Here is a 20,097-nt window from a genome sequence, read left to right as displayed (position 1 = left end):
GAAAGCGAAGCGACAGCAACAAATGTTTTCTGTGCGAAAGCGAAGCGACAGCAACAAATGTTTTCTGTGCGAAAGCGAAGCGACAGCAACAATTAAACCAAGCTGAAATTGATAGAACTAAAACGTGACTGATGCCATATAGCAGAGTATGATAGTTGTCACGACTTTAATGAATTAGAGTGAATTCCATTGAAAATGATAAAAATTGAGTTTTATAATGAGCGTAACAAAAGGGGGCACTTGCCATGAAAAGAGAAGATTTAATCGCACCAGAATGGTATAATATTTCAGAGGAAATTGAAAAATATGCACAAGATTCTACGAAAAATGCATTAGTAGTTTATAACGAAGATGAGGAAATTCAGTATATAACATATACAGCTTTACTTGAAAAGGCGAATCAGGCAGCACATGTATTTACATCTCAAGGTTTAAAAAAAGGTGATGTTATTTTAGTCATGGTGCCGAGATCAGTTGAAGCGTATATCGTCTATATTGCAGCCTTAAAGTCAGGTTTAACCATAATACCTAGCTCAGAAATGCTGAGAACGAAGGATATTGAATATCGAATCAATCATGCCAATGCAAAAGGTGTTATTGCATTTGAGCCTTATATTGAACAATTTGATAATGTGGAAAATTTACAAGAAATACAGCAATTTGTCATTGGTCATGCACATGGATCTTGGCAGGCATTGCTTGAAAAAATGCAAAACCAACCAACAACCTATATAAGTTCTACGTCAACTAAGAGTACAGACATTGCATTTTTAGCATATACGAGTGGTACAACAGGCAATCCGAAGGCAGCGGTACATACACATGGCTGGGGTTACGCACACTTACGAACTACTGCACCAAATTGGTTAGGTGTCAAAGAAGGTGACATTGTTTGGGCTACAGCAGCTCCTGGCTGGCAAAAATGGATTTGGAGTCCGTTCCTTGCTACTTTAGGAAGTGGTGCAACAGCATTTGTTTACAAAGGTCACTTTGATGCGGCAACATACCTTGCACTGCTTGAAAAATTCAATATTAATATTCTGTGTTGCACGCCAACCGAATATCGATTTATGGCGGGGCTTGAAAATTTACGAGATTTCAATTTAAGTACAATACGTCAGGCTGTGTCAGCGGGTGAACCTTTAAATAGTGAAGTGATAAAAGTATTTTCAGAGGTCTTTAATTTACAAGTACGAGATGGTTATGGACAAACAGAGAATACATTACTTGTTGGTACAATGGTAGGGATGGAGTCTAAAATGGGCTCAATGGGTAAACCTACTCCGGGTAATACTGTTGAAATTATCAATGATTTTGGAAATCCTGTTGCAATCGGAGAAGTTGGAGATATTGCTGTTCACTGTGAAACACCCGCGTTATTTAAAAAATATTTAAACGATCCCGAACGTACAAATTTACAATTTAGAGGCGAATGGTATATTACCGGAGATCGTGCATATAAAGATGAAGATGGCTATTTTTGGTTTGAAGGACGTGGGGATGATGTCATTATATCGTCTGGCTATACGATTGGCCCATTTGAGGTAGAAGATGCGTTATTGAAGCATCCAGCAGTAAAAGAAACTGCCGTTGTCGCGAGTCCGGATGAAGTTCGTGGAAATGTAGTAAAGGCATTTGTTGTGCTCTCTGATGGAGAAGTTGGTGATGAAGCGCTTATTAAAAAACTACAAAGCCATGTGAAAACTTTAACAGCCCCTTATAAATATCCTCGTGCAATTGAGTTTGTTACTGAGCTACCAAAGACTGCATCAGGCAAAATTCGTCGTGTCGAATTACGTGAGCAAGAAAAAATCCATTATATCATTCATCAATAATTTCCTAGGAAATAATGTCGAAAATCAAAGTTCCTACTTTTTTTATGAACTTTGATTTTTTTTATGAAATTAGGTAATGTATTATAGGTTGAATAGATTAAAGCAATAGTATTGGCTCATCGCCTACAGTTTGGGATGGCATTAGTTAACTTTCTATGCGTTAGCTCGCTTTTGCAAATCTTATTGCCAAGCGGCACATTGGACGCCCGATAGAAAGCGCACAGTCGGAACAGAGGTCAACCTCATGTTATGGTGATAAGACCATATTATTGTAATAAGTATGAAACAAATTAGGATATCAATCGTATAACGTTATGAGGAGGCGGAAAGATATGAATGGTAAAAGGTGGGCCGCTTTAATAATTGCAGGTGTACTATTAGTATTTTCATTAGGGATCAACACGATTTTTGCAATATTTAAATCGGATTTCTTTAGCAATTTTGATAGCTTGGTAGCTGGAAACGACTTGACGGTTATGGAAGAGGTTAAAGAAGGTGGCGATATGGATAAACGTATTGCATATTTAAAGCTTGATGGAACGATTCAAGATGTTGGCTCAAGTACTTTATGGCAACCAGTTGCTTATGATCATCAATTTTTCTTAAATCAATTAGATAATATTTTATATGATCAGACTGTGGAAGGTATCGTCTTAAGTGTTAATTCACCAGGTGGCGGTGTAAAGGAATCAGCAGAAATCTATAAAAAACTTTTGAAAATTAAAGAAGAGCGACAAATTCCAATCTATGTTTCTATGGATTCGATGGCAGCTTCAGGTGGTTATTACATTTCAGCACCTGCAGATAAAATATTTGCGCAACGTGATACAATTACAGGTTCGATTGGTGTCATTATGCAATCTATTAATTATCAGGCGTTAGCAGAAAAAGTTGGTATTAAATATGAAACGTTTAAATCTGGTGAACATAAAGATATGCTTAGTCCAATGCGTGAAGTGACACCGGAAGAGCGTGCTATGATGCAAGACATGATTAATGAAACTTATCAGGAATTCGTTCATATTGTGGCAAAAGGGCGTAATATGTCTGAAGCCAATGTGAAAAAAGTTGCCGATGGTCGAATTCTTAGTGGTAAGAAGGCTCTTGAAGCGGGCTTAGTAGATGAGATTGGCGATGAGGAAGCAACAATTGCTGCACTGCGTAAAGACTTTGGTTTAGAGGACGCAGAATTATTTGAGTATTCATATGATGTGGGTGGTTGGCAATCATATGTTGGGATGAAGATTGGGTCAATGTTTGGTCCCTCAGCAGAGGAAAAAATGCTGATGAAAATTATGGCAGATTATAAAGCGCCAAAAATGATGTACTTATATGGTGAAAACTAAGGAGGGAGTACAATGACAAACAATGAAATTGTTATGCAAGGTTCACCCTCTATGGAGAATACCTTCCTAATAGATAAGCCAATTACGAATAAAACTTATGCGTTAAAAACGGCAGGCTTTTGGATACGTTTTTGGGCATTTTTATTAGATGGATTCGTTATTACAGCTATAGGTGGAATTCTCGTTAACCCAATTTTTTATGTAATGGATTGGTCATTATCGGAAACAGTGTGGTATGCACCAATTTCAATTATATCTGCAATTCTCTATTATAGTTATTTCGTATTAATGACGAAGTTTTTTGGGCAAACATTAGGGAAAATGATATTTGGATTACGTGTTATTTCATTAAAGCATGAGGAGCTGACTTGGTCAGATGTGTTATTCCGTGATTGGATAGGGCGGATCATCAACAGCATTTTTATGCCACTTTATATTCTTGTAGGCATTTTACCAAACAATCAAGGTCTACATGATTATTTCGCGGATACAACAGTCGTTCATGAAAAAACTTATATTGAAAAAGATGTTGTGCAACCATCTTTACCAATCAAAGAGGAAAAGACAGAATCTGTTTCTCTAGAGGAAAAACTAGAACCTGAAAAGCTAGAGGGAAAAAACGAAGAATAATGGCTAGAGCTGTCTCATTTCAGTGAGACAGCCCTTTATTTTTGTTGATAGTAGTAATTGATGGTTAGTTAGAAAATAACCTTGGGAATTAGCGTCACAGATGAAACCCTGAAACGCAAGCGTAGCTGCTCATCGGACACGCCCAGCCGGAACGGAAAATCAACCTACATGCGCGATAGGATTTTATCAAAACTATTTTTGATAAGCTGTCTCAGTTGCAATTAATTCCCTCCATTTAGTAATATTAAGTACATATGAAGATTAGGAGGCGTTTATATGGCACAAGTAACATTTAAAAATGGCCCAGTAACACTTGTAGGTAACGAAGTAAAAGTTGGAGACAAAGCACCAGAATTTGCTGTATTAGCGAATGATTTATCACCTGTTACATTAAAAGATTCAGAGGGGAAAATTCGTTTATTTAGCGTTGTACCATCATTAGATACTGGTGTTTGCGATGCACAAACACGTCGTTTTAATGAAGAAGCAGCAAACTTAGGTGACAATGTAGTTATCTATACGGTATCTGTTGATCTTCCATTTGCTCAAAAACGTTGGTGTGGTGCAGCAGGCATTGATGCTGTTCAAACAGTATCAGATCACCGTGACCTTTCATTTGGTGAAGCATATGGTGTCTACATCCAAGAATTACGCCTTCTAACACGTGCGGTGTTTGTTGTGGATGCAAATGACAAAGTGACATATGTGGAATATGTTCCTGAAGCAACAGACCATCCAAACTATGAAGCGGCAATTGCAGCTGTCAAAGCACTAGCATAATTTATTGATTTTAGGCTAAGATATTACTAGACAAAGGGGCTGTGACAAGTTTTTGTCACGGCTCTTTTCTGCGTGAAAGGAAGTTGTGTATGGAAAATATCGAAAAGTTATTTGGTATGCTAAATGAACATGCTGAAAAGATAGAAAAAGAACATAATGTTACATTGCTAGAGGGTATTTTAGATGGCTTAGAGGCATGGTTAGATGGGGAAGTTAATTTTTCACAAGATGGTGCTACAAAGGAAGATGTGCGCAAAGCGATTCAAATTGCTGTTTTAAAGGGGATGCGAAAAGGATCTCAGCCGAATCACCAAATGACACCTGATACTCTTGGATTACTAGTTGGTTATTTTGTGGAGCAATTATTTGCAGATCGTCTAGAAGCAGAAAAAATTTCTATTTTAGATCCAGCAGTAGGTACAGGAAATTTACTATTAACAGTTATGAATTTATTAGACGGAAAAATAGAAGCAACAGGTGTAGAGGTGGATGAGCTCCTTATTCGTATAGCTGCTGCTGCAGCTGATTTGACAGAGCAGCCAGTTTCCTTATTCCGTCAAGATGCTTTACAAGACCTATTAGTAAATCCTGCAGATGCTGTAGTTTGTGATTTACCGGTCGGATATTATCCGAATGAAGATGTCGCATTAGATTATGAACTATGCGCTTCAGAAGGAATGAGTTATGCACATCACTTATTTATTGAGCAGTCCATTAATTACACGAAGGATGGAGGCTACTTATTTTTCTTAGCACCAACCCATCTCTTTGAATCTGAGCAGTCGAAACAACTGCATAAATACATTCAAAAGCATGCTTGGATTCAATCGATTATTCAATTGCCAGATACAATGTTCGCCAATAAAGCACTTGAAAAGAGCATTGTCATTTTACAAAAGCAAGGTAAGGAATTCAAAGCTCCAAAAGAGGTGCTGTTAGCAAAAGTACCAAATATGCAAAATAAACAAGCTCTAGCTATGTTCTTTGAAAAAGTGAAGATGTGGCAAGAAGGGAAATAAGTAAAAAAAGAGGCTGGGACAAAAGTGTTTCAGCCAACAAAAATACCGAACTATCCAATGAAACGCTCATGAAGTGTTTCGGAATAGTTCGGTTTTTCTATTTATCGTGTTTTGTTAATTTAGAGATTATTCGGCTTTATGAAGGAACCATTTAGTTATGTCCCAGCCTCTTTAGTTTGTTTATAAAAGAAAAAATATAAAGTAATAATACGTTTTAACAAAATGTCATTTAGTTTTATCGGAACACTTTCAGGAATTATCGTCCAACTTTTAAATTTTATCGACATCCACCTTCAAAAGAGCAAAAAGGATTCACACACAAAACTGTGCGTGAATCCTTTTACTTTATTATGACGCCCAGTCGGAACGGAAATCAACCAATGCACTTTGCGTGTATCTTCTAGCATGCCACTTAGTGATAAAACGAAGCTTCAGTGATAATATTTTATGTGCAAAATCGAAGTGTAGAAAACGCTATATGAGACCCTACCATTTAACACTTTGTGAGGAACATCAAAATTTTCTCGTTTTTCTCTATGGTGAGTCTTGCCTTGTATAAAACATAATCAAATCTTTTAATACTATAGCTTCCGATTGTCAAATCACTCCATGGTGTGGAACCATTGATTTAGTCATACCTTATTTAAAAGGACACATTAATCTCAAAGACATAACGGTTTTTCAACAATAAGAAAAAGGTATCCAATATTGGATACCTTTTATGTAATACACAATTAATTTTCAGGTGTACGGATTACAAGTACGTCACATTTAGCTGAGCGTACAATTGCTTCAGATACTGAACCGATTAAGAAGCGTTCTACTGCATTTAGACCAGTTGCACCACAGATGATTAAGTCTGCGTCTACAATTTTAGAAAGCTCTTTTGTAATGATATTTTTTGGTGAGCCGTATTCAATTACAAGGTTAACATTTGTTAAGCCTTCTTCTTCAGCCTGTTTTTTGTAACCATTTAATAGCTCTTCAGAGAATGCTTGAGCACGCTCAGCAATTGAACGGTCGTATGCTTCGATTGCAGCGAATGAACGTGTGTCAATAACATTTACTAAGTTTAATACAGCACCATCGTTACGTTTTGCTACGTCAATTGATTTACGGAAAGCGTATTCAGCTTCCTTTGAACCGTCTACTGCAACTACAATGCTTTTATATTTATTAGCCATTTGAATTACCTCCCTGATTTGTATATGTTGATTATACCAAATGATTTTCTAAAGGAAATACTTTCCGGAAGAAAAAATGTGAAAAAGTGAAGGCATTTACATTCACAAACAAATAAATATTACTATTACAAGCATATTTTTTGTTACTTACGTGGCATTCTCCAGGAAACCTCTAAGAACGATAAAGTTGGAATATTTATCATTGTAAGAATATTAGGAATTTTATCTATTATTATTTTAATTAAAGCATTTTTTGTTTATGTTTGGTAATATGGAAATGCAAGGGGTGCATCAATACATCGAAGAGTATGTAACAAAATGTGCTTATTTTTTAGGTAATGGAAGGGGATAGGGAAGATGAAGATTGGTATTCCAAAAGAGATTAAAAACAATGAAAATCGTGTAGCCATGACACCGGCAGGGGTTGTTACATTAACAAATGCAGGCCATGAAGTGTACATTGAAACTGGAGCAGGTTTAGGTTCAAGCTTCACAGATGCAGACTACGTTGCTGCAGGTGCTCATATTGTTGAGGCGGCAAAAGAAGCATGGGCGCAAGAAATGATTATGAAAGTAAAGGAACCCGTAGCATTAGAATACGATTACTTCTATGAAGGTCAAATCTTATTTACTTATTTACATTTAGCGCCAGAGCTTGAATTAACGCAGGCACTTTTAAATAAAAAAGTTGTAGGTATCGCATATGAAACGGTGCAATTAGCAAATGGTTCTTTACCTCTTTTAACACCAATGAGTGAAGTTGCTGGTAAAATGGCAACACAAATTGGTGCACAATTCTTAGAGAAAAATCATGAAGGTAAAGGTATTTTACTAGGCGGTGTATCAGGTGTACCACGCGGTAAAGTTACAGTGATCGGTGGCGGTATAGCTGGAACAAATGCGGCGAAAATAGCTGTCGGAATGGGTGCAGATGTAACGGTTATTGATTTAAGCCCAGAGCGTTTACGTCAATTAGAAGATTTGTTTGGTCGTGATGTTCAAACATTAATGTCTAATCCTTATAATATTGCAGAATCAGTGAAAAACTCAGATCTGGTAGTTGGGGCAGTTTTAATTCCTGGAGCTAAAGCACCAAAGCTTGTTTCTGAGGAAATGATTAAGTCAATGCAACCAGGTTCAGTAGTAGTCGATATTGCTATTGACCAAGGCGGTATTTTTGAGTCATCTGAACGAGTTACGACACATGATGATCCAACTTATGTAAAACATGGAGTTGTGCATTATGCAGTAGCAAATATGCCAGGAGCTGTACCACGTACATCAACAATTGCTTTAACAAATAATACAATTCCTTATGCACTTCAAATTGCTAATAAGGGTTATAGACAAGCATGTGTTGAAAACGCTGCATTGAAAAAAGGTGTTAATACTATAGAGGGACATCTCGTTTACAAGGCCGTTGCAGATTCTCAAGGTTTGCCATATGTAAATGTTGATGAATTAATTCAATAAGTAAAATAACAAAAGGAAGCACCATGTTTGGTTGCTTCCTTTTTTGTTGTTGAAAGACTTTTAAAGTGTCCTATTAAGTAAGGAGGCTATTAGCAAAATGAGGGTTGATTTACGTTCCAGGCTACTCGCTTTGTCGCTGACGCTTCGCTTTCGCGCAGAGCAGAGCTTCCTGTGGGCGAGCGTCGAGCCGCTTCCTCCGCTGTTGTTACTGCCGCTTCGCTTTCGTACAGAAAACATCCGCTCCGTGCAGGATCTCGCCTGTCTCGCTTTCCCACGGGAGTCGAGTAGCCTTCCACTCCAATCATCAATAGTGTAGAACTTTTATAAATTTTATTCATTTCAAAAGTGAACACTATTGCAACTTATAACAGTGACACAATTGTACACCTGTTATTGCTAATGCTGCGCTTTCACACAAAAAACATCTTGCTAAGTTTTTTATAAATTAGAGTGCCATGTCAGAAGAAATATGCTATGTGAAGTAGTTGATTGTAGTGGAGGCTGGGCGACTCCTTGGGGATCAGCGGCTCATCGGACGCCCCCAGGAAAGCGCCCAGCCGGAAACGGAAATCAACCCCTCATTTGGCCGAAGAGCATACTTTACACTAAAAAAGGAAGCACCGTGTTGGTTGCTTCCTTTTCCTTAAATAAACTTATAGTACAATCAAATCTTTAGGGAATTTTGTTAGTACTTCTACTCCGTCTTTTGTTACGACTACATCATCTTCAATACGGACACCAGTCACATCAGATTTATAGATACCTGGTTCAATTGTGAAGACCATGCCTTCCTCCATAGTCATTTCATTTGCACCTGTAACAGATGGGAATTCATGTACAGAAATGCCAAGTCCATGACCAAGTCGATGTGTGAAATATTCGCCATAGCCTGCTTCGGAGATAGTATCACGAGCGATTTTATCTAAATCCATTGCGCGAACACCTGGTTTTACTGCTGCAATTGCATTTGTGTTAGCAGCTAGTACTGTGTTGTAGATTTCCTTTTGTGCCTCACTAGGTTCACCAAAGGCAACCGTACGTGTAATGTCAGAACAATAACCGTCGTAAATTACGCCAAGATCGAATAATACCATATCGCCTTTCTCTATTTTTCGAGCACCTGGTTTACCGTGTGGAGAGGCCGTTTTTGGACCGCTCAATACCATTGTTTCAAAGGACATCTTGCAGCCTTTATCCTGAATAGCACTTTCTATCGCTGTTAAGATTTCCATTTCTGTTTTGCCTTCAGCGATTTCTTTACAGCCGATTTCAATAGCATAGTCAGCTAGTTCTGCAGCTTTACGTAATTTTTCTAATTCATTTTCATCTTTAATTACTCGCATAGCATTGATTTTTTCGTCGAGACGGACAAAACTTGCCTGCGGGAATGATTGTTGTAGGGCTTCTAAACGCTCTACGATGAGCTGAGCTTTTTCAATAGCAAACGTTTGTGGGTTAACATTACGATCTTTTATCGCTTGTGCAAGAACTTCCATTGAATTTTCAGTATCTTGGTGACCGATGACTTCATAAGGCCAACCTGCATCCGTCGCATCTGGGATTTCCATTTTGGGGCAAATTAAAAAAGGTTCTGCCTCTTTAAAAATCATCACGCCTAGTAATCTCTCATGCGGATTACTTTTAAAGCCTGAAACGTAAAAAACATTGTCTGGTGTCGTTACGAAAGCGGCATCAATTTGGTTTTGTTGTAAATAGTTTTGAATTTCTTTAACCTTTGACATAAACAGTTCCTCCTCTTATTGCAATGAAAAATATTTCACGTGCTTGGCTAAATTGATAGCCTACCCGGCATGGGGCTTCGACCGAATGAAAGATTGTTTCCTAACTAGATAAAACTTTGTTAGAAAGAATCTCATATTCTCGGTACTAGCATATCAAAAAAAGGGAAAAATCGCATGGATAGCGAATAAAAATGATGTAGAACAATATGTACCGCAGGGAGGAAACTTATATGGAAATTAGTTATCATGGACATTCAGTTGTTAAAATTCAATCAAATGGGAAAACAATATTGATAGATCCATTCATTAATGGGAATGGGCAAACAGATTTAAAGGTTGCTGATGAAGCTCCGGATATTATTTTACTTACACATGGTCATAATGATCATGTCGGTGATACAGTGGAGCTTGCAAAGAAAAAAGATGCACTCGTTATTGCACCAAATGAGCTAGCCAATTGGATCTCTTGGCAAGGAGTGAAAGCGCACCCAATGCATATAGGGGGAGCCAAGGAATTTGACTTTGGTAAAGTGAAGTTTACTCAAGCCTTCCATGGTTCGTCATATGTAACTGAAAATAATGAAATTATTTATATGGGAATGCCTGCTGGAATTTTATTATTTATTGAAGGATTAACAATTTATCATGCAGGGGATACAGCTTTGTTTAGTGATATGAAATTAATTGGAGAACGCCATCCAATTGATATTGCGTTTTTACCAATTGGTGACAATTTTACGATGGGACCAGAGGATGCGGCTTATGCAGTTTCATTTTTGAAGCCGAAAATTGTCGTACCTGTTCATTACAATACATTCCCTCCAATCGAGCAGGATCCACAAATTTTTGCAGATTTAGTGCAAAATGCAGAGGTTCAAATTTTAAAAGCGGGTGAAAAAGTAAACTGTTCCTAATCAGTGACACTGCTGTACTATATGAGTTGGCACCACGTGCGTAGTTGAAACGATGGGAAAAGTAAAACAAATTCACACTTTATATTAAATAATTTGATAAAAAATATGGTACACTAAGAGCAGAATTGATGCTTGAGAAATAGGTGATATTTTGTCTACAAAACATGAGAGAATTTTACAATACATCGAATCACTACCCGTAGGTGATAAAATTTCAGTACGTCAAATTGCAAAGGAAATGCAGGTGAGTGAAGGAACGGCATACCGTGCCATTAAAGAAGCGGAAAATCGCCGTTTAGTAAGCTCTATTGAACGTGTTGGAACAATTCGTATTGAGAAGAAAAAGAAAGAAAATATTGAGCGATTAACCTTCGCTGAAATAGTTAACATTATAGACGGCCAAGTTTTAGGTGGAAAAACAGGTCTACATAAAACGTTAACGAAATTTGTGATCGGTGCCATGCAATTAGAAGATATGATGCGTTATACAGATGCAGGAAGCTTGCTCATCGTTGGTAACCGTATTAAAGCACATGAAAATGCACTGCGAGCTGGTGCTGCTGTTTTAATTACAGGGGGCTTTGATACAACGGAGGAAAACAAGTTACTCGCAGATTCCTTGGACCTACCGATTATTTCAACAAGCTATGATACCTTTACCGTGGCAACAATGATTAACCGTGCAATTTATGACCAATTAATCAAAAAAGATATTTTATTTATTGAAGATATTTTTGTACCGATGACGGATACTTCTGTTCTCCGAAACGATGAAACAATTCATCATTTCCAAAAACTAAATGAACGAACAACTCATGGTGCATTTCCTGTTGTTACAGCAAACAATAAACTTGTTGGGATGATTACAGTAAAAGATGCTATTGGTCGAGAAGAAAATGAGCTTATTGATAAGGTTATGACAAAAAATCCAATTGCCGGATCGATGAAAATGAGTGTTGCTTCTGCAGGACATCGTATGATTTGGGAAGGGATTGACCTGTTGCCAATTGTCGATGATGACAATATTTTGCAAGGTGTAATTAGTAGACAAGATGTACTAAAAGCGCTTCAGCTTGCTCAAAGACAACCACAGCATGGTGAAACGATTGATGATTTAGTGAAAAATGAGATGAAGGTGCTTGGCGATGAAGAATTAATCGTAGATTTTAAAGTCACACCTCAAATGACAAACCAATATGGAGCAATTTCTTATGGAGCATTTACAACTTTGTTAGCGGAAGTTGGCTCATTCGCATTAAAGCGCCGTAAACGTGGAGATGCAGTTGCCGAAAACATGACGATTTATTTCATCAAGCCTGTGCAAATGGAAAGTACACTTACTGTAAAGCCTCGAATATTAGACATGAGTCGTAAGTTTGTGAAAATGGACTTCGAAGTGTTTAATCAACAAATGCTTGTTGGGAAGGCAATGATGATGTTCCAACTACTGGAACGTTAAGAAAATACAAAAGGGATGGTCTAGGGTAAATGCTAGACCATCCCTTTCACTTCTTTCCAGACGCATTGTTTATCTGCGCGAAAGCGAAGCGTCAGCGGCAATTATGCCGAGGCATAATTGATTATTTATTGGTTAATTCGGTACTCCTCGTCAACAAATTGACCGTAGTGACGAACCCTTTTAATATTTTCGATAATAACAAAGATGCCTAAAACGACAAGAATTGCTACAATAATAAATGTATATAACCCAGGGAATAAATAGGCTTGGTTTAAACCGAATAACAGAATAAATGCACCGAAACTTACATTAGCTTTGCTTTTGTACCAATTTTTAGCAATCGGTAATGAAGAACGAAACTGTTTTGTTTTAAAATAAAAATAAAAAACAAATGATATGATTATTGCAAACACAAATATTAAATTGAGCATAGTAAACCTCCTAGCATAACTAGTCATTATTGTAACGATTATTAAAGAAAAATGCTAACGGTTGTTACTATCATTTTGGGGGAAATTAATTTGAAAAGACAAATCATTGACACAATTGCTTCATATGAAACAATCATTATTCATCGCCATGTGCGTCCAGATCCTGACGCTTATGGATCTCAGCAAGGGTTAAAAGAGCTTATTTTAGCAAACTATCCGGAAAAGAAGGTTTTTGCTGTAGGTGAGCATGATGAATCTTTATCATTTTTAGCAAATCCAGATCGCATTACAGATGATCTATACGACAATGCTTTAGTTATTGTGACAGATACGGCAAATACTGAACGTGTAGACGATCAACGCTATACAATGGGTAAAATAGTCATTAAAATAGATCATCACCCAAATGATGATCCGTATGGTGATTTACTTTGGGTGGATACGAATGCGAGCTCTTGTAGTGAAATGATTTATGAGCTTTTTGAGGAAGGAAAACAAGTAGCAAACTGGATTCTATCTGATGCCTCCGCAAGATTATTATTTGCTGGTATTGTAGGGGATACAGGTCGTTTCCAATTCCCTAGCACGACCGTAAAAACGTTTAAAATTGCAGGAGATCTTATTACATATAATTTTGATCGAAATCAAATTTTCGATGGAATGTATGAAATGGATCAAAAACTATTAAATTTACAGGGCTATATTTATCAAAATTTCAAAATGGATGAATATGGAGCAGCACATATCAAGTTGACAAAGGAATTGCTGGCAGAATTCAATGTTGTGCCGTCCGAGGCGTCCTTGTTAGTTGGCTGTCTTGGAAGTGTGAAAGGTATTTGTGCGTGGGTGGTCTTCATTGAAGAGGTCGATCAAATTCGTGTGCGTTTACGCTCGAAAGGGCCTATTATTAACACTTTGGCAAAGGAATTCAATGGTGGTGGGCATCCACTCGCTTCTGGAGCTACAGCTTACTCATGGGAAGAAGCAGAACGTGTTATAACTAGATTACAGGAAATTTGTAAGGCATATCAATAAATCGGTTGCTTATTGATCGAAACTTAGAAAGGGAGGGATACATTTGACACATGTATACACGAAAATGCATACGAGTGCGGATTTATTGAAAAGTACGATTCGGCTTGAACAATTGATCCCTTTTTTACAAGAGCAAAATACTCAGGCCTGTGCAATCGTCAATTCAAAATTGTACGGGCTTTTGCCTTTTTGTAATGCATTGCAGCAAGCGAATATTCATGCTGTATTAGGGCTCACGATCAATGTACAGTGGCAAGAAAGTAAGGTTCCACTTGTGCTGTATGCTCAGACGCAAGAAGGTTACCAACATCTATTAAAGATTAGTAGTGCAGTTTCGATTAGAGAGGATGATGCACTTCCGTGGAAATGGCTTGAAGGATATGCAGCGGGTTGTGTGGCATTACTTTCTTCGGATGATTTAATAGAAATTGAGAATTGGATTGAAGTTGCAAGTGCTCTAAACAAGGTATTTGGTAAACATTTATTTATGGGTATAGCAAGACCTGCAGGAATGATAACTGAAAAAGAAGAAACGTATGTAGCATGGTGTGAAACTATGAACATAACGATGGTTGCCTCTCAGAGTTGCTATTTTTTACGTCCAGAAGATCATTTTGCCTTTGAGGTTGCAAGAGCGATAGATTCAGGTGAAAAGCTTACCGGTACAATGCTATCAGCTCATTTACAAGGTTATTTCGCTCCAACAGAAGAGGAATGGCGAAGTTGGTTTGCTGATCATCCAGAATGGCTTGAGTCTAGTGCAACGATGCTAGCTAGCTGTACGGCGGAAATTCCTGAAATGCACGTACAAATGCCTAAATTTCCTGTGCCAACAGATGAAACAGCCGAAAGCTTGCTCGTTAAAGAAGCTTTTGCAGGGTTGGCAGAACGTTTAAAGCAAACTGAAATTCCTCAAGTTTATCAGGAGCGACTTCAATACGAGCTTGAAATTATTTGTTCAATGGGCTATGCAGATTATTTTTTAATTGTTGCAGATTTTATGCATTTTGCTAAAGAAAATCGTATTTTAACAGGCCCAGGTCGTGGTTCATCAGCAAGTTCTCTTGTGGCTTATAGCTTATCCATTACGCAAGTAGATCCAATAGTTTACGGCTTATTATTTGAACGATTTTTAAACCCTGAACGTGTTACACTGCCAGATATAGATATCGATTTTGTCGACAGTAAAAGACAAAAAGTTATCCAATATGTCACTCAGAAATATGGAAAGGCAAATGTAGCGCAAATTATTACATTTGGCACTTTATCTGCTAAGGCAGTTGCTAGAGATGTTGCCCGTGTTTTTGGTTTTGATGCTGAAGTATTAGAAAAAATTTCGAAAATGATTCCAAATAAACCTGGGATAACATTGCAAAAAGCAGTGGCCGAATCACAAGGCTTACAAGGCTGGTTAGCCGAGGATGAAAAGCATCGTCGCTGGTTTGAGGTGGCGTTAAAACTTGAAGGATTGCCAAGAAATTCTTCTACTCATGCGGCCGGAATTGTGCTGTCTCCTTCACCATTAGTCAATACGATACCAATTGAAGAAGGGCATGATGGAATATATTGTACGCAATGGCCAATGGGGGATGTAGAAGCTTGTGGACTTGTCAAAATGGATTTTTTAGGTTTGCGCAACCTGACAATTTTAGAGCAGATACGTTGGTCCATTTATAAAGCAGGTGGTCCTTGGATAGAGTTTGAGCTTATTCCGATGCAAGATGAAAAGACATTTCAACTTCTTCAAACGGGGGATACATTAGGGATTTTTCAATTAGAATCTGAAGGTATGAAGCAAGCTTTACGTGATATTCATCCAACCCATTTTTTAGATATAGTAGCAGTCAATGCGTTGTATCGCCCTGGTCCGATGGATTTTATTCCTGTGTATGCAAGACGGAAAGCAGGAAGAGAATCGGTTACTATGCCACATCCAGCTTTAGAACCCATTTTACGAGAGACTTATGGTGTTATAGTTTATCAAGAACAGATTAGTGCGACACGTTCTGCATAAGGAATTTATCCGAAAAGCAGCATACCTCTCATTTGAGGTAAAGAACTTATAATCCGAGGTTTGGAATGAAGGAGTAACGCCCTGAAACAAACCCTTTAATACTCCAACATGTGGATAAGGATTAGGAACCTTATCGATATGAAGCTTGGGGAAGTCGGCAGAAGTTATCCTAAGTCTTAAAACAATCAAAGTAAAATTGGTTCAAAAAGGTTAGAGCCTACCTGTTTGAAACGTTTGCGGTAGAGATATGGAGAACGATATGCCGGAAGTCTATAAAATACCCATGGTGAGAATGTTTTTATAACTGACGAACTTCTTAATGTACGTGTCTAGAGTTCTTAGTAGTCGAAAGGCTATTCCCATATAAAGGTGGGGCTAGTGAGGTAGAGTAAAACTTTATTTTATGAAATACCTTATGATGTTATAGGCATCATCCAGCTAGCAGGCATAAAGGAAGCACCTAAAGGTATATGTACAGATAGGATTATAGGAACGTGGTAAGCTTGGAACGTTGAGGAAGCCTAATTCCAATGAAGCGTTAATAAGGAAAGTCTCATTTGATATAACTTATTTTTATCCAAGTGAAAGTAGTGCCACAGTACCGATGAAACCATGATAATAAATGGTGGAGGGATAGGCACAAGTCATATCAATTAAAAGGAAAAGTTATAACAGGATACTCAAAGGTTCGAGTATGATTAAAAGAGGTAATCCACTTCTGCAAAGGAGGGAGCCGACTTTGACAATGCAAAGCAACAAGACTTTGAAAAATGATTCACTTCGTTACAACGAATACTATGATGTGCAAAATATGTATGATGAATTATACAGCCAAGCAAAAAGCGGAGGTAAATTCTCCAATTTGATGGATAAAATTTTGCGCAAGGGAAATATTCTTGTAGCTTACAGAAAGATTAAAACTAATAATGGCAGTCTCACAGCGGGACAGAACAAACACACAATAAATGATTTGGAAAAACTAACACCTGATGAGTTAGTGTTGCAAGTCAGAAAAAGATTAGCCAACTATCATCCACAAAAAGTTGAACGGATAATGATACCTAAAGCAAATGGAAAACTAAGACCTTTAGGCATTCCAACAATTGAAGATAGATTAGTGCAACAATGTATTAGACAAGTTCTAGAACCGATATGTGAAGCGAAGTTTTATGACTATTCGTTTGGATTCCGACCTAATCGGAGTACGACACACGCTATGGCAAGATGTTATCACTTAATGCAACGCAATAACCTACACTTCGTTGTAGATATTGATATTAAAGGCTTTTTTGATAACGTCAACCATGGAAAGTTAATGAAACAATTATGGCACCTTGGGATTAGAGATAAGACATTAATAAAGCTAATATCTAAGATGTTAAAAGCTGAAATTATCGGGGAAGGAATTCCTACTAAAGGAACACCACAAGGAGGGATATTATCTCCTCTCCTATCAAACGTTGTACTAAACGAATTAGATTGGTGGATTCACTCACAATGGAATGGGATGAAAACGCAACACAAATACAGTGAAGGTATTAGTGTGAATCGTGCGCTCAAATCAACCAAATTAAAAGAAATGCATATTGTCCGATATGCAGATGATTTTAAAATATTTTGTCGAACACTTAAAGAAGCAAAAAACATTAAAATCGCTGTTACTCAATGGCTTCAAGAACGTTTACATCTTGAAGTGAGTGAAGAGAAGTCTAAAATCGTTAATTTAAAGAAAAAGTATTCCGACTTCCTAGGATTTAAAATGAAAGTTGTTCGCAAAGGGATTAAATGGAGCGCACACAAAGCAAGTTGTAAAGATAAATTTACAGTTAGGTCACATATGAACCAAAAAGCATTTGACCAAACTGTAAACAAAATTAAAACCGCTGTCAAACAAATTCAACATGGTAAGCCCAATGAATTACCAAAGAACATTGGCATCTATAATGCCACAATCGCTGGGCTTCATAACTATTACAATACAGCCACACATATTAGTAAAGACTTTCATAGAGTGGATTACCTCACAATAAAAATTAGGAAAAATCGTTTCAAAGATTTAAAAACAAAAACGGGTACGAAAAGTAAATTTATTGAAGAGAAATATGGCGAAAGCAAAGGGATTCATTATCTTTGCAAGATGGCGATAATTCCGCTAGCAAAGATTTCACATAAAGCCCCAATGCAGTTCACCCAAGAAATTTCAAGTTATAGTGAAGCTGGAAGACAATTGAAACACAAAAAGTTGAATTCCAACATTGAATTTAAAATTACACTATTGATGAGAAATCCAGTAATGGGTGAAACAGTTGAATACAACGATAACCGTCTTTCTCGATTCTCTGCCCAAAAAGGCAAATGTGCAGTAACTAAAATGGAATTAGAGGTTAATGAAGTACATTGTCATCATAATAAACCTAGACATCTAGGTGGGGATGACAAGTACAGCAATCTGATAATTGTTCATGAAAAAGTACACCGATTAATACATGCGGTGAAAGAAGATGTGATTGAACGATTAAAATCAGACTTAACCCTTGATAATGACATGATAAAGAAAGTGAATACACTACGCCGAAAATGTAAATTAGAAACGATTTAATAAATTTTAAAGTCTAAAGAAAAGCATTGGAAATTCTGTTAGATAATAAATTCGATTTTGATATGATGGAACGCCGTATGAGGTGAAAATCTCATGTACGGTGTGGAGTGGGGGAAAAGCTGGAGATAACATCAAAGGCTTACCTATCACTATTGCAAATTGCCTCGGTGATGGCTGGTTTTACGATGGGACAAGCGGATTTATTGCGCCGGGCGGTAAGTAAGAAAAATCGTCAAGTATTAGAGGAGCAACGTGCCGCATTTGTAAATGGATCAATGAAGCAAGGCTTTGACGTTCATGTGGCTGAAGAAGTGTATGCATTAATTGTGCGCTTTGCAGACTATGGTTTTCCTAAAAGCCATGCTGTCGCATATAGCGTTATTTCCTACCAAATGGCCTATTTAAAGGCACATTTCCCACAAAGCTTTTATACAGCACTTTTATCAAATGCAACAGGAAATGTGGAGAAAATTCTGCAGCTTGTGAGTGAGGCAAAAGAGAAGGGGATTCCATTTTATCCACCTTCATTAAAACAAAGTACAAAATTTTTTACTGTTGAAAAGGATGGAATTCGCTATAGTTTATCCGGAATAAAGGGTGTACCTCATACATTTATGGAGACAGTGAATGCCTTACGCCAAACGAATGCAGAAGCATTTGATAATTTATTTGACTTGGCAGTTACCTTAAGTGCACAGCATTTTAAACCAAAAGTAATCGAATCTTTAATTTTCGCTGGGGCTCTCGATTATATAGGTAAAGATCGTGCTGTCCTAATAGCAACATTGGATGCAGCCTTAAAGCATGCTGAACTGCTAAGACCAACTGAGGATATTGATATAGAATCGACTACTGCCTTTAGTTTTGGTAAGCCAAAGTATATGGAATCGGAAGCGATGTCACAAAAGGAAAAATTACTCCATGAAAAGGAAAGTCTTGGTTTTTATATATCAGCACATCCGGTTTCAGAGGAAAGGGCTTTTTGGAATGAAGTAAATAGTACGTGCCGAGAGTTAAAGCTTGCACGTGAAGGAACGTATGTAAAAATGATTGGTATGATAGAAGAAATAAAAAAAATACGGACAAAAAAAGGTGAGCAAATGGCCTTTGTTCAGCTTCAGGATGAGTTTGGGACGGTATCTGTAACTTTATTCCCACAGGTTTTTCATCTTGTTCAAGAGTTGTTACTAGAAGATGAATTGCTTTACATTGAGGGAACGCTTGAAAGGCGCTTTGGTAAACCGCAAGTGAAAGTAAAACATGCACAAACGACGAAAAGAATATGAAATTGAAGAAAAATTTAGAAACTGCATAAATTCTTATGCAGTTTTTTTCTTTACTTTTTAATAATTATTTTGTAAGCTAGAGTCAATGTTGAAAAGTGGCCAGACCACTTTTATCTTTGTTCAGTAGAAGACTCCAACTTCTGAAGGTGGTGGATTTAGTTAGGTATCCAAACGCTTTCTAGATGAAGATAAAGCCTTTGGACGCATTGTTTATCTGAGCGAAAGTGAAGCGAGCAACAAATGTTTTCTGTGCGAAAAGCGAAGCGACAGCAACAAATGTTTTCTGTGCGAAAGCGAAGCGACAGCAACAAATGTTTTCTGTGCGAAAGCGAAGCGACAGCAACAAATGT

General features: G+C 37.5%; 15 protein-coding genes. 12 read left to right on the top strand and 3 right to left on the bottom strand.

Features of this window, described 5'->3' with window-relative positions; translation table 11 throughout:
- Positions 1-245: 245 nt before the first annotated feature.
- The 5 genes from mbcS (at position 246) to ACQKOF_RS24220 (ending at position 5,610) form a co-directional block, all read left to right on the top strand.
- Complete coding sequence (gene mbcS, locus ACQKOF_RS24240; protein WP_427562741.1) at positions 246-1,835, top strand: acyl-CoA synthetase MbcS; 1,590 nt, start codon at positions 246-248, stop codon at positions 1,833-1,835.
- Between the two features lie 332 nt (positions 1,836-2,167).
- Complete coding sequence (gene sppA / locus ACQKOF_RS24235) at positions 2,168-3,181, top strand: signal peptide peptidase SppA (protein ID WP_427562738.1); 1,014 nt, start codon at positions 2,168-2,170, stop codon at positions 3,179-3,181.
- A gap of 12 nt (positions 3,182-3,193) precedes the next feature.
- Positions 3,194-3,811: an RDD family protein gene (locus ACQKOF_RS24230; protein ID WP_427562735.1), complete on the top strand. Its 618-nt coding sequence runs from the start codon at positions 3,194-3,196 to the stop codon at positions 3,809-3,811.
- A 276-nt stretch (positions 3,812-4,087) separates the two neighbouring features.
- A complete protein-coding gene (gene tpx / locus ACQKOF_RS24225; RefSeq protein WP_427562733.1) occupies positions 4,088-4,591 on the top strand; it encodes a thiol peroxidase in 504 nt (167 codons plus the stop codon).
- 89 nt (positions 4,592-4,680) lie between these two features.
- Positions 4,681-5,610 carry a class I SAM-dependent methyltransferase gene (locus tag ACQKOF_RS24220; protein WP_427562730.1) on the top strand — a complete coding sequence of 310 codons (930 nt, stop codon included), beginning with the start codon at positions 4,681-4,683 and terminating at the stop codon, positions 5,608-5,610.
- A 734-nt stretch (positions 5,611-6,344) separates the two neighbouring features.
- On the opposite strand, the gene ACQKOF_RS24215 is transcribed toward ACQKOF_RS24220, so the two are convergent.
- Positions 6,345-6,794: a universal stress protein gene (locus ACQKOF_RS24215; RefSeq protein ID WP_323649118.1), complete on the bottom strand. Its 450-nt coding sequence runs from the start codon at positions 6,792-6,794 to the stop codon at positions 6,345-6,347.
- A gap of 357 nt (positions 6,795-7,151) precedes the next feature.
- Here ACQKOF_RS24215 and ald point away from each other — a divergent pair, with 357 nt between their 5' ends.
- Positions 7,152-8,267: an alanine dehydrogenase gene (gene ald, locus ACQKOF_RS24210; protein ID WP_427562727.1), complete on the top strand. Its 1,116-nt coding sequence runs from the start codon at positions 7,152-7,154 to the stop codon at positions 8,265-8,267.
- 653 nt (positions 8,268-8,920) lie between these two features.
- Here the strand turns inward: ald and ACQKOF_RS24205 are convergent.
- A complete protein-coding gene (locus ACQKOF_RS24205; RefSeq protein ID WP_427562724.1) occupies positions 8,921-10,009 on the bottom strand; it encodes a M24 family metallopeptidase in 1,089 nt (362 codons plus the stop codon).
- Between the two features lie 230 nt (positions 10,010-10,239).
- Here ACQKOF_RS24205 and ACQKOF_RS24200 point away from each other — a divergent pair, with 230 nt between their 5' ends.
- Complete coding sequence (locus ACQKOF_RS24200; RefSeq protein WP_427562721.1) at positions 10,240-10,923, top strand: metal-dependent hydrolase; 684 nt, start codon at positions 10,240-10,242, stop codon at positions 10,921-10,923.
- Positions 10,924-11,074: 151 nt separating this feature from the next.
- A complete protein-coding gene (locus ACQKOF_RS24195) occupies positions 11,075-12,382 on the top strand; it encodes a DRTGG domain-containing protein (RefSeq protein ID WP_370041428.1) in 1,308 nt (435 codons plus the stop codon).
- A gap of 125 nt (positions 12,383-12,507) precedes the next feature.
- On the opposite strand, the gene ACQKOF_RS24190 is transcribed toward ACQKOF_RS24195, so the two are convergent.
- Positions 12,508-12,813, bottom strand: a complete 306-nt coding sequence (locus ACQKOF_RS24190) for a YtpI family protein (RefSeq protein ID WP_400722032.1) — start codon at positions 12,811-12,813, stop codon at positions 12,508-12,510.
- A 90-nt stretch (positions 12,814-12,903) separates the two neighbouring features.
- On the opposite strand from ACQKOF_RS24190, the gene ACQKOF_RS24185 reads away from it, so the two are divergent.
- The 4 genes from ACQKOF_RS24185 to ACQKOF_RS24170 all read left to right on the top strand — a co-directional run bounded on the left by ACQKOF_RS24185 (position 12,904) and on the right by ACQKOF_RS24170 (position 19,747).
- On the top strand, positions 12,904-13,848 hold the full coding sequence (locus ACQKOF_RS24185; protein WP_427562717.1) for a DHH family phosphoesterase: 945 nt from the start codon (positions 12,904-12,906) through the stop codon (positions 13,846-13,848).
- Positions 13,849-13,891: 43 nt separating this feature from the next.
- The gene (gene dnaE, locus ACQKOF_RS24180) at positions 13,892-15,862 is read left to right on the top strand and encodes a DNA polymerase III subunit alpha (protein WP_427562714.1); all 1,971 of its coding nucleotides are present in this window, start codon (positions 13,892-13,894) and stop codon (positions 15,860-15,862) included.
- Between the two features lie 745 nt (positions 15,863-16,607).
- Positions 16,608-18,461 (top strand): group II intron reverse transcriptase/maturase, encoded by a 1,854-nt coding sequence (gene ltrA / locus ACQKOF_RS24175; RefSeq protein ID WP_427562743.1) that lies wholly within the window; start codon positions 16,608-16,610, stop codon positions 18,459-18,461.
- A gap of 107 nt (positions 18,462-18,568) precedes the next feature.
- The gene (locus ACQKOF_RS24170) at positions 18,569-19,747 is read left to right on the top strand and encodes an OB-fold nucleic acid binding domain-containing protein (RefSeq protein WP_427562711.1); all 1,179 of its coding nucleotides are present in this window, start codon (positions 18,569-18,571) and stop codon (positions 19,745-19,747) included.
- The last annotated feature ends 350 nt before the right edge of the window (positions 19,748-20,097 follow it).

The sequence above is a fragment of the Lysinibacillus sp. NPDC093190 genome, assembly GCF_050280425.1.
Lineage (GTDB): Bacteria > Bacillota > Bacilli > Bacillales_A > Planococcaceae > Lysinibacillus.
The sequence above is the reverse complement of the archived record's forward strand: the minus strand, read 5'-3'. Positions and strand labels throughout refer to the sequence as shown.

Coding starts and splice junctions, on each gene's coding strand:
- mbcS (WP_427562741.1), top strand. CDS start 246: ATGAAAAGAGAAGATTTAATCGCACCAGAATGGTATAATATTTCAGAG.
- sppA (WP_427562738.1), top strand. CDS start 2,168: ATGAATGGTAAAAGGTGGGCCGCTTTAATAATTGCAGGTGTACTATTA.
- ACQKOF_RS24230 (WP_427562735.1), top strand. CDS start 3,194: ATGACAAACAATGAAATTGTTATGCAAGGTTCACCCTCTATGGAGAAT.
- tpx (WP_427562733.1), top strand. CDS start 4,088: ATGGCACAAGTAACATTTAAAAATGGCCCAGTAACACTTGTAGGTAAC.
- ACQKOF_RS24220 (WP_427562730.1), top strand. CDS start 4,681: ATGGAAAATATCGAAAAGTTATTTGGTATGCTAAATGAACATGCTGAA.
- ACQKOF_RS24215 (WP_323649118.1), bottom strand. CDS start 6,794: ATGGCTAATAAATATAAAAGCATTGTAGTTGCAGTAGACGGTTCAAAG.
- ald (WP_427562727.1), top strand. CDS start 7,152: ATGAAGATTGGTATTCCAAAAGAGATTAAAAACAATGAAAATCGTGTA.
- ACQKOF_RS24205 (WP_427562724.1), bottom strand. CDS start 10,009: ATGTCAAAGGTTAAAGAAATTCAAAACTATTTACAACAAAACCAAATT.
- ACQKOF_RS24200 (WP_427562721.1), top strand. CDS start 10,240: ATGGAAATTAGTTATCATGGACATTCAGTTGTTAAAATTCAATCAAAT.
- ACQKOF_RS24190 (WP_400722032.1), bottom strand. CDS start 12,813: ATGCTCAATTTAATATTTGTGTTTGCAATAATCATATCATTTGTTTTT.
- ltrA (WP_427562743.1), top strand. CDS start 16,608: ATGCAAAGCAACAAGACTTTGAAAAATGATTCACTTCGTTACAACGAA.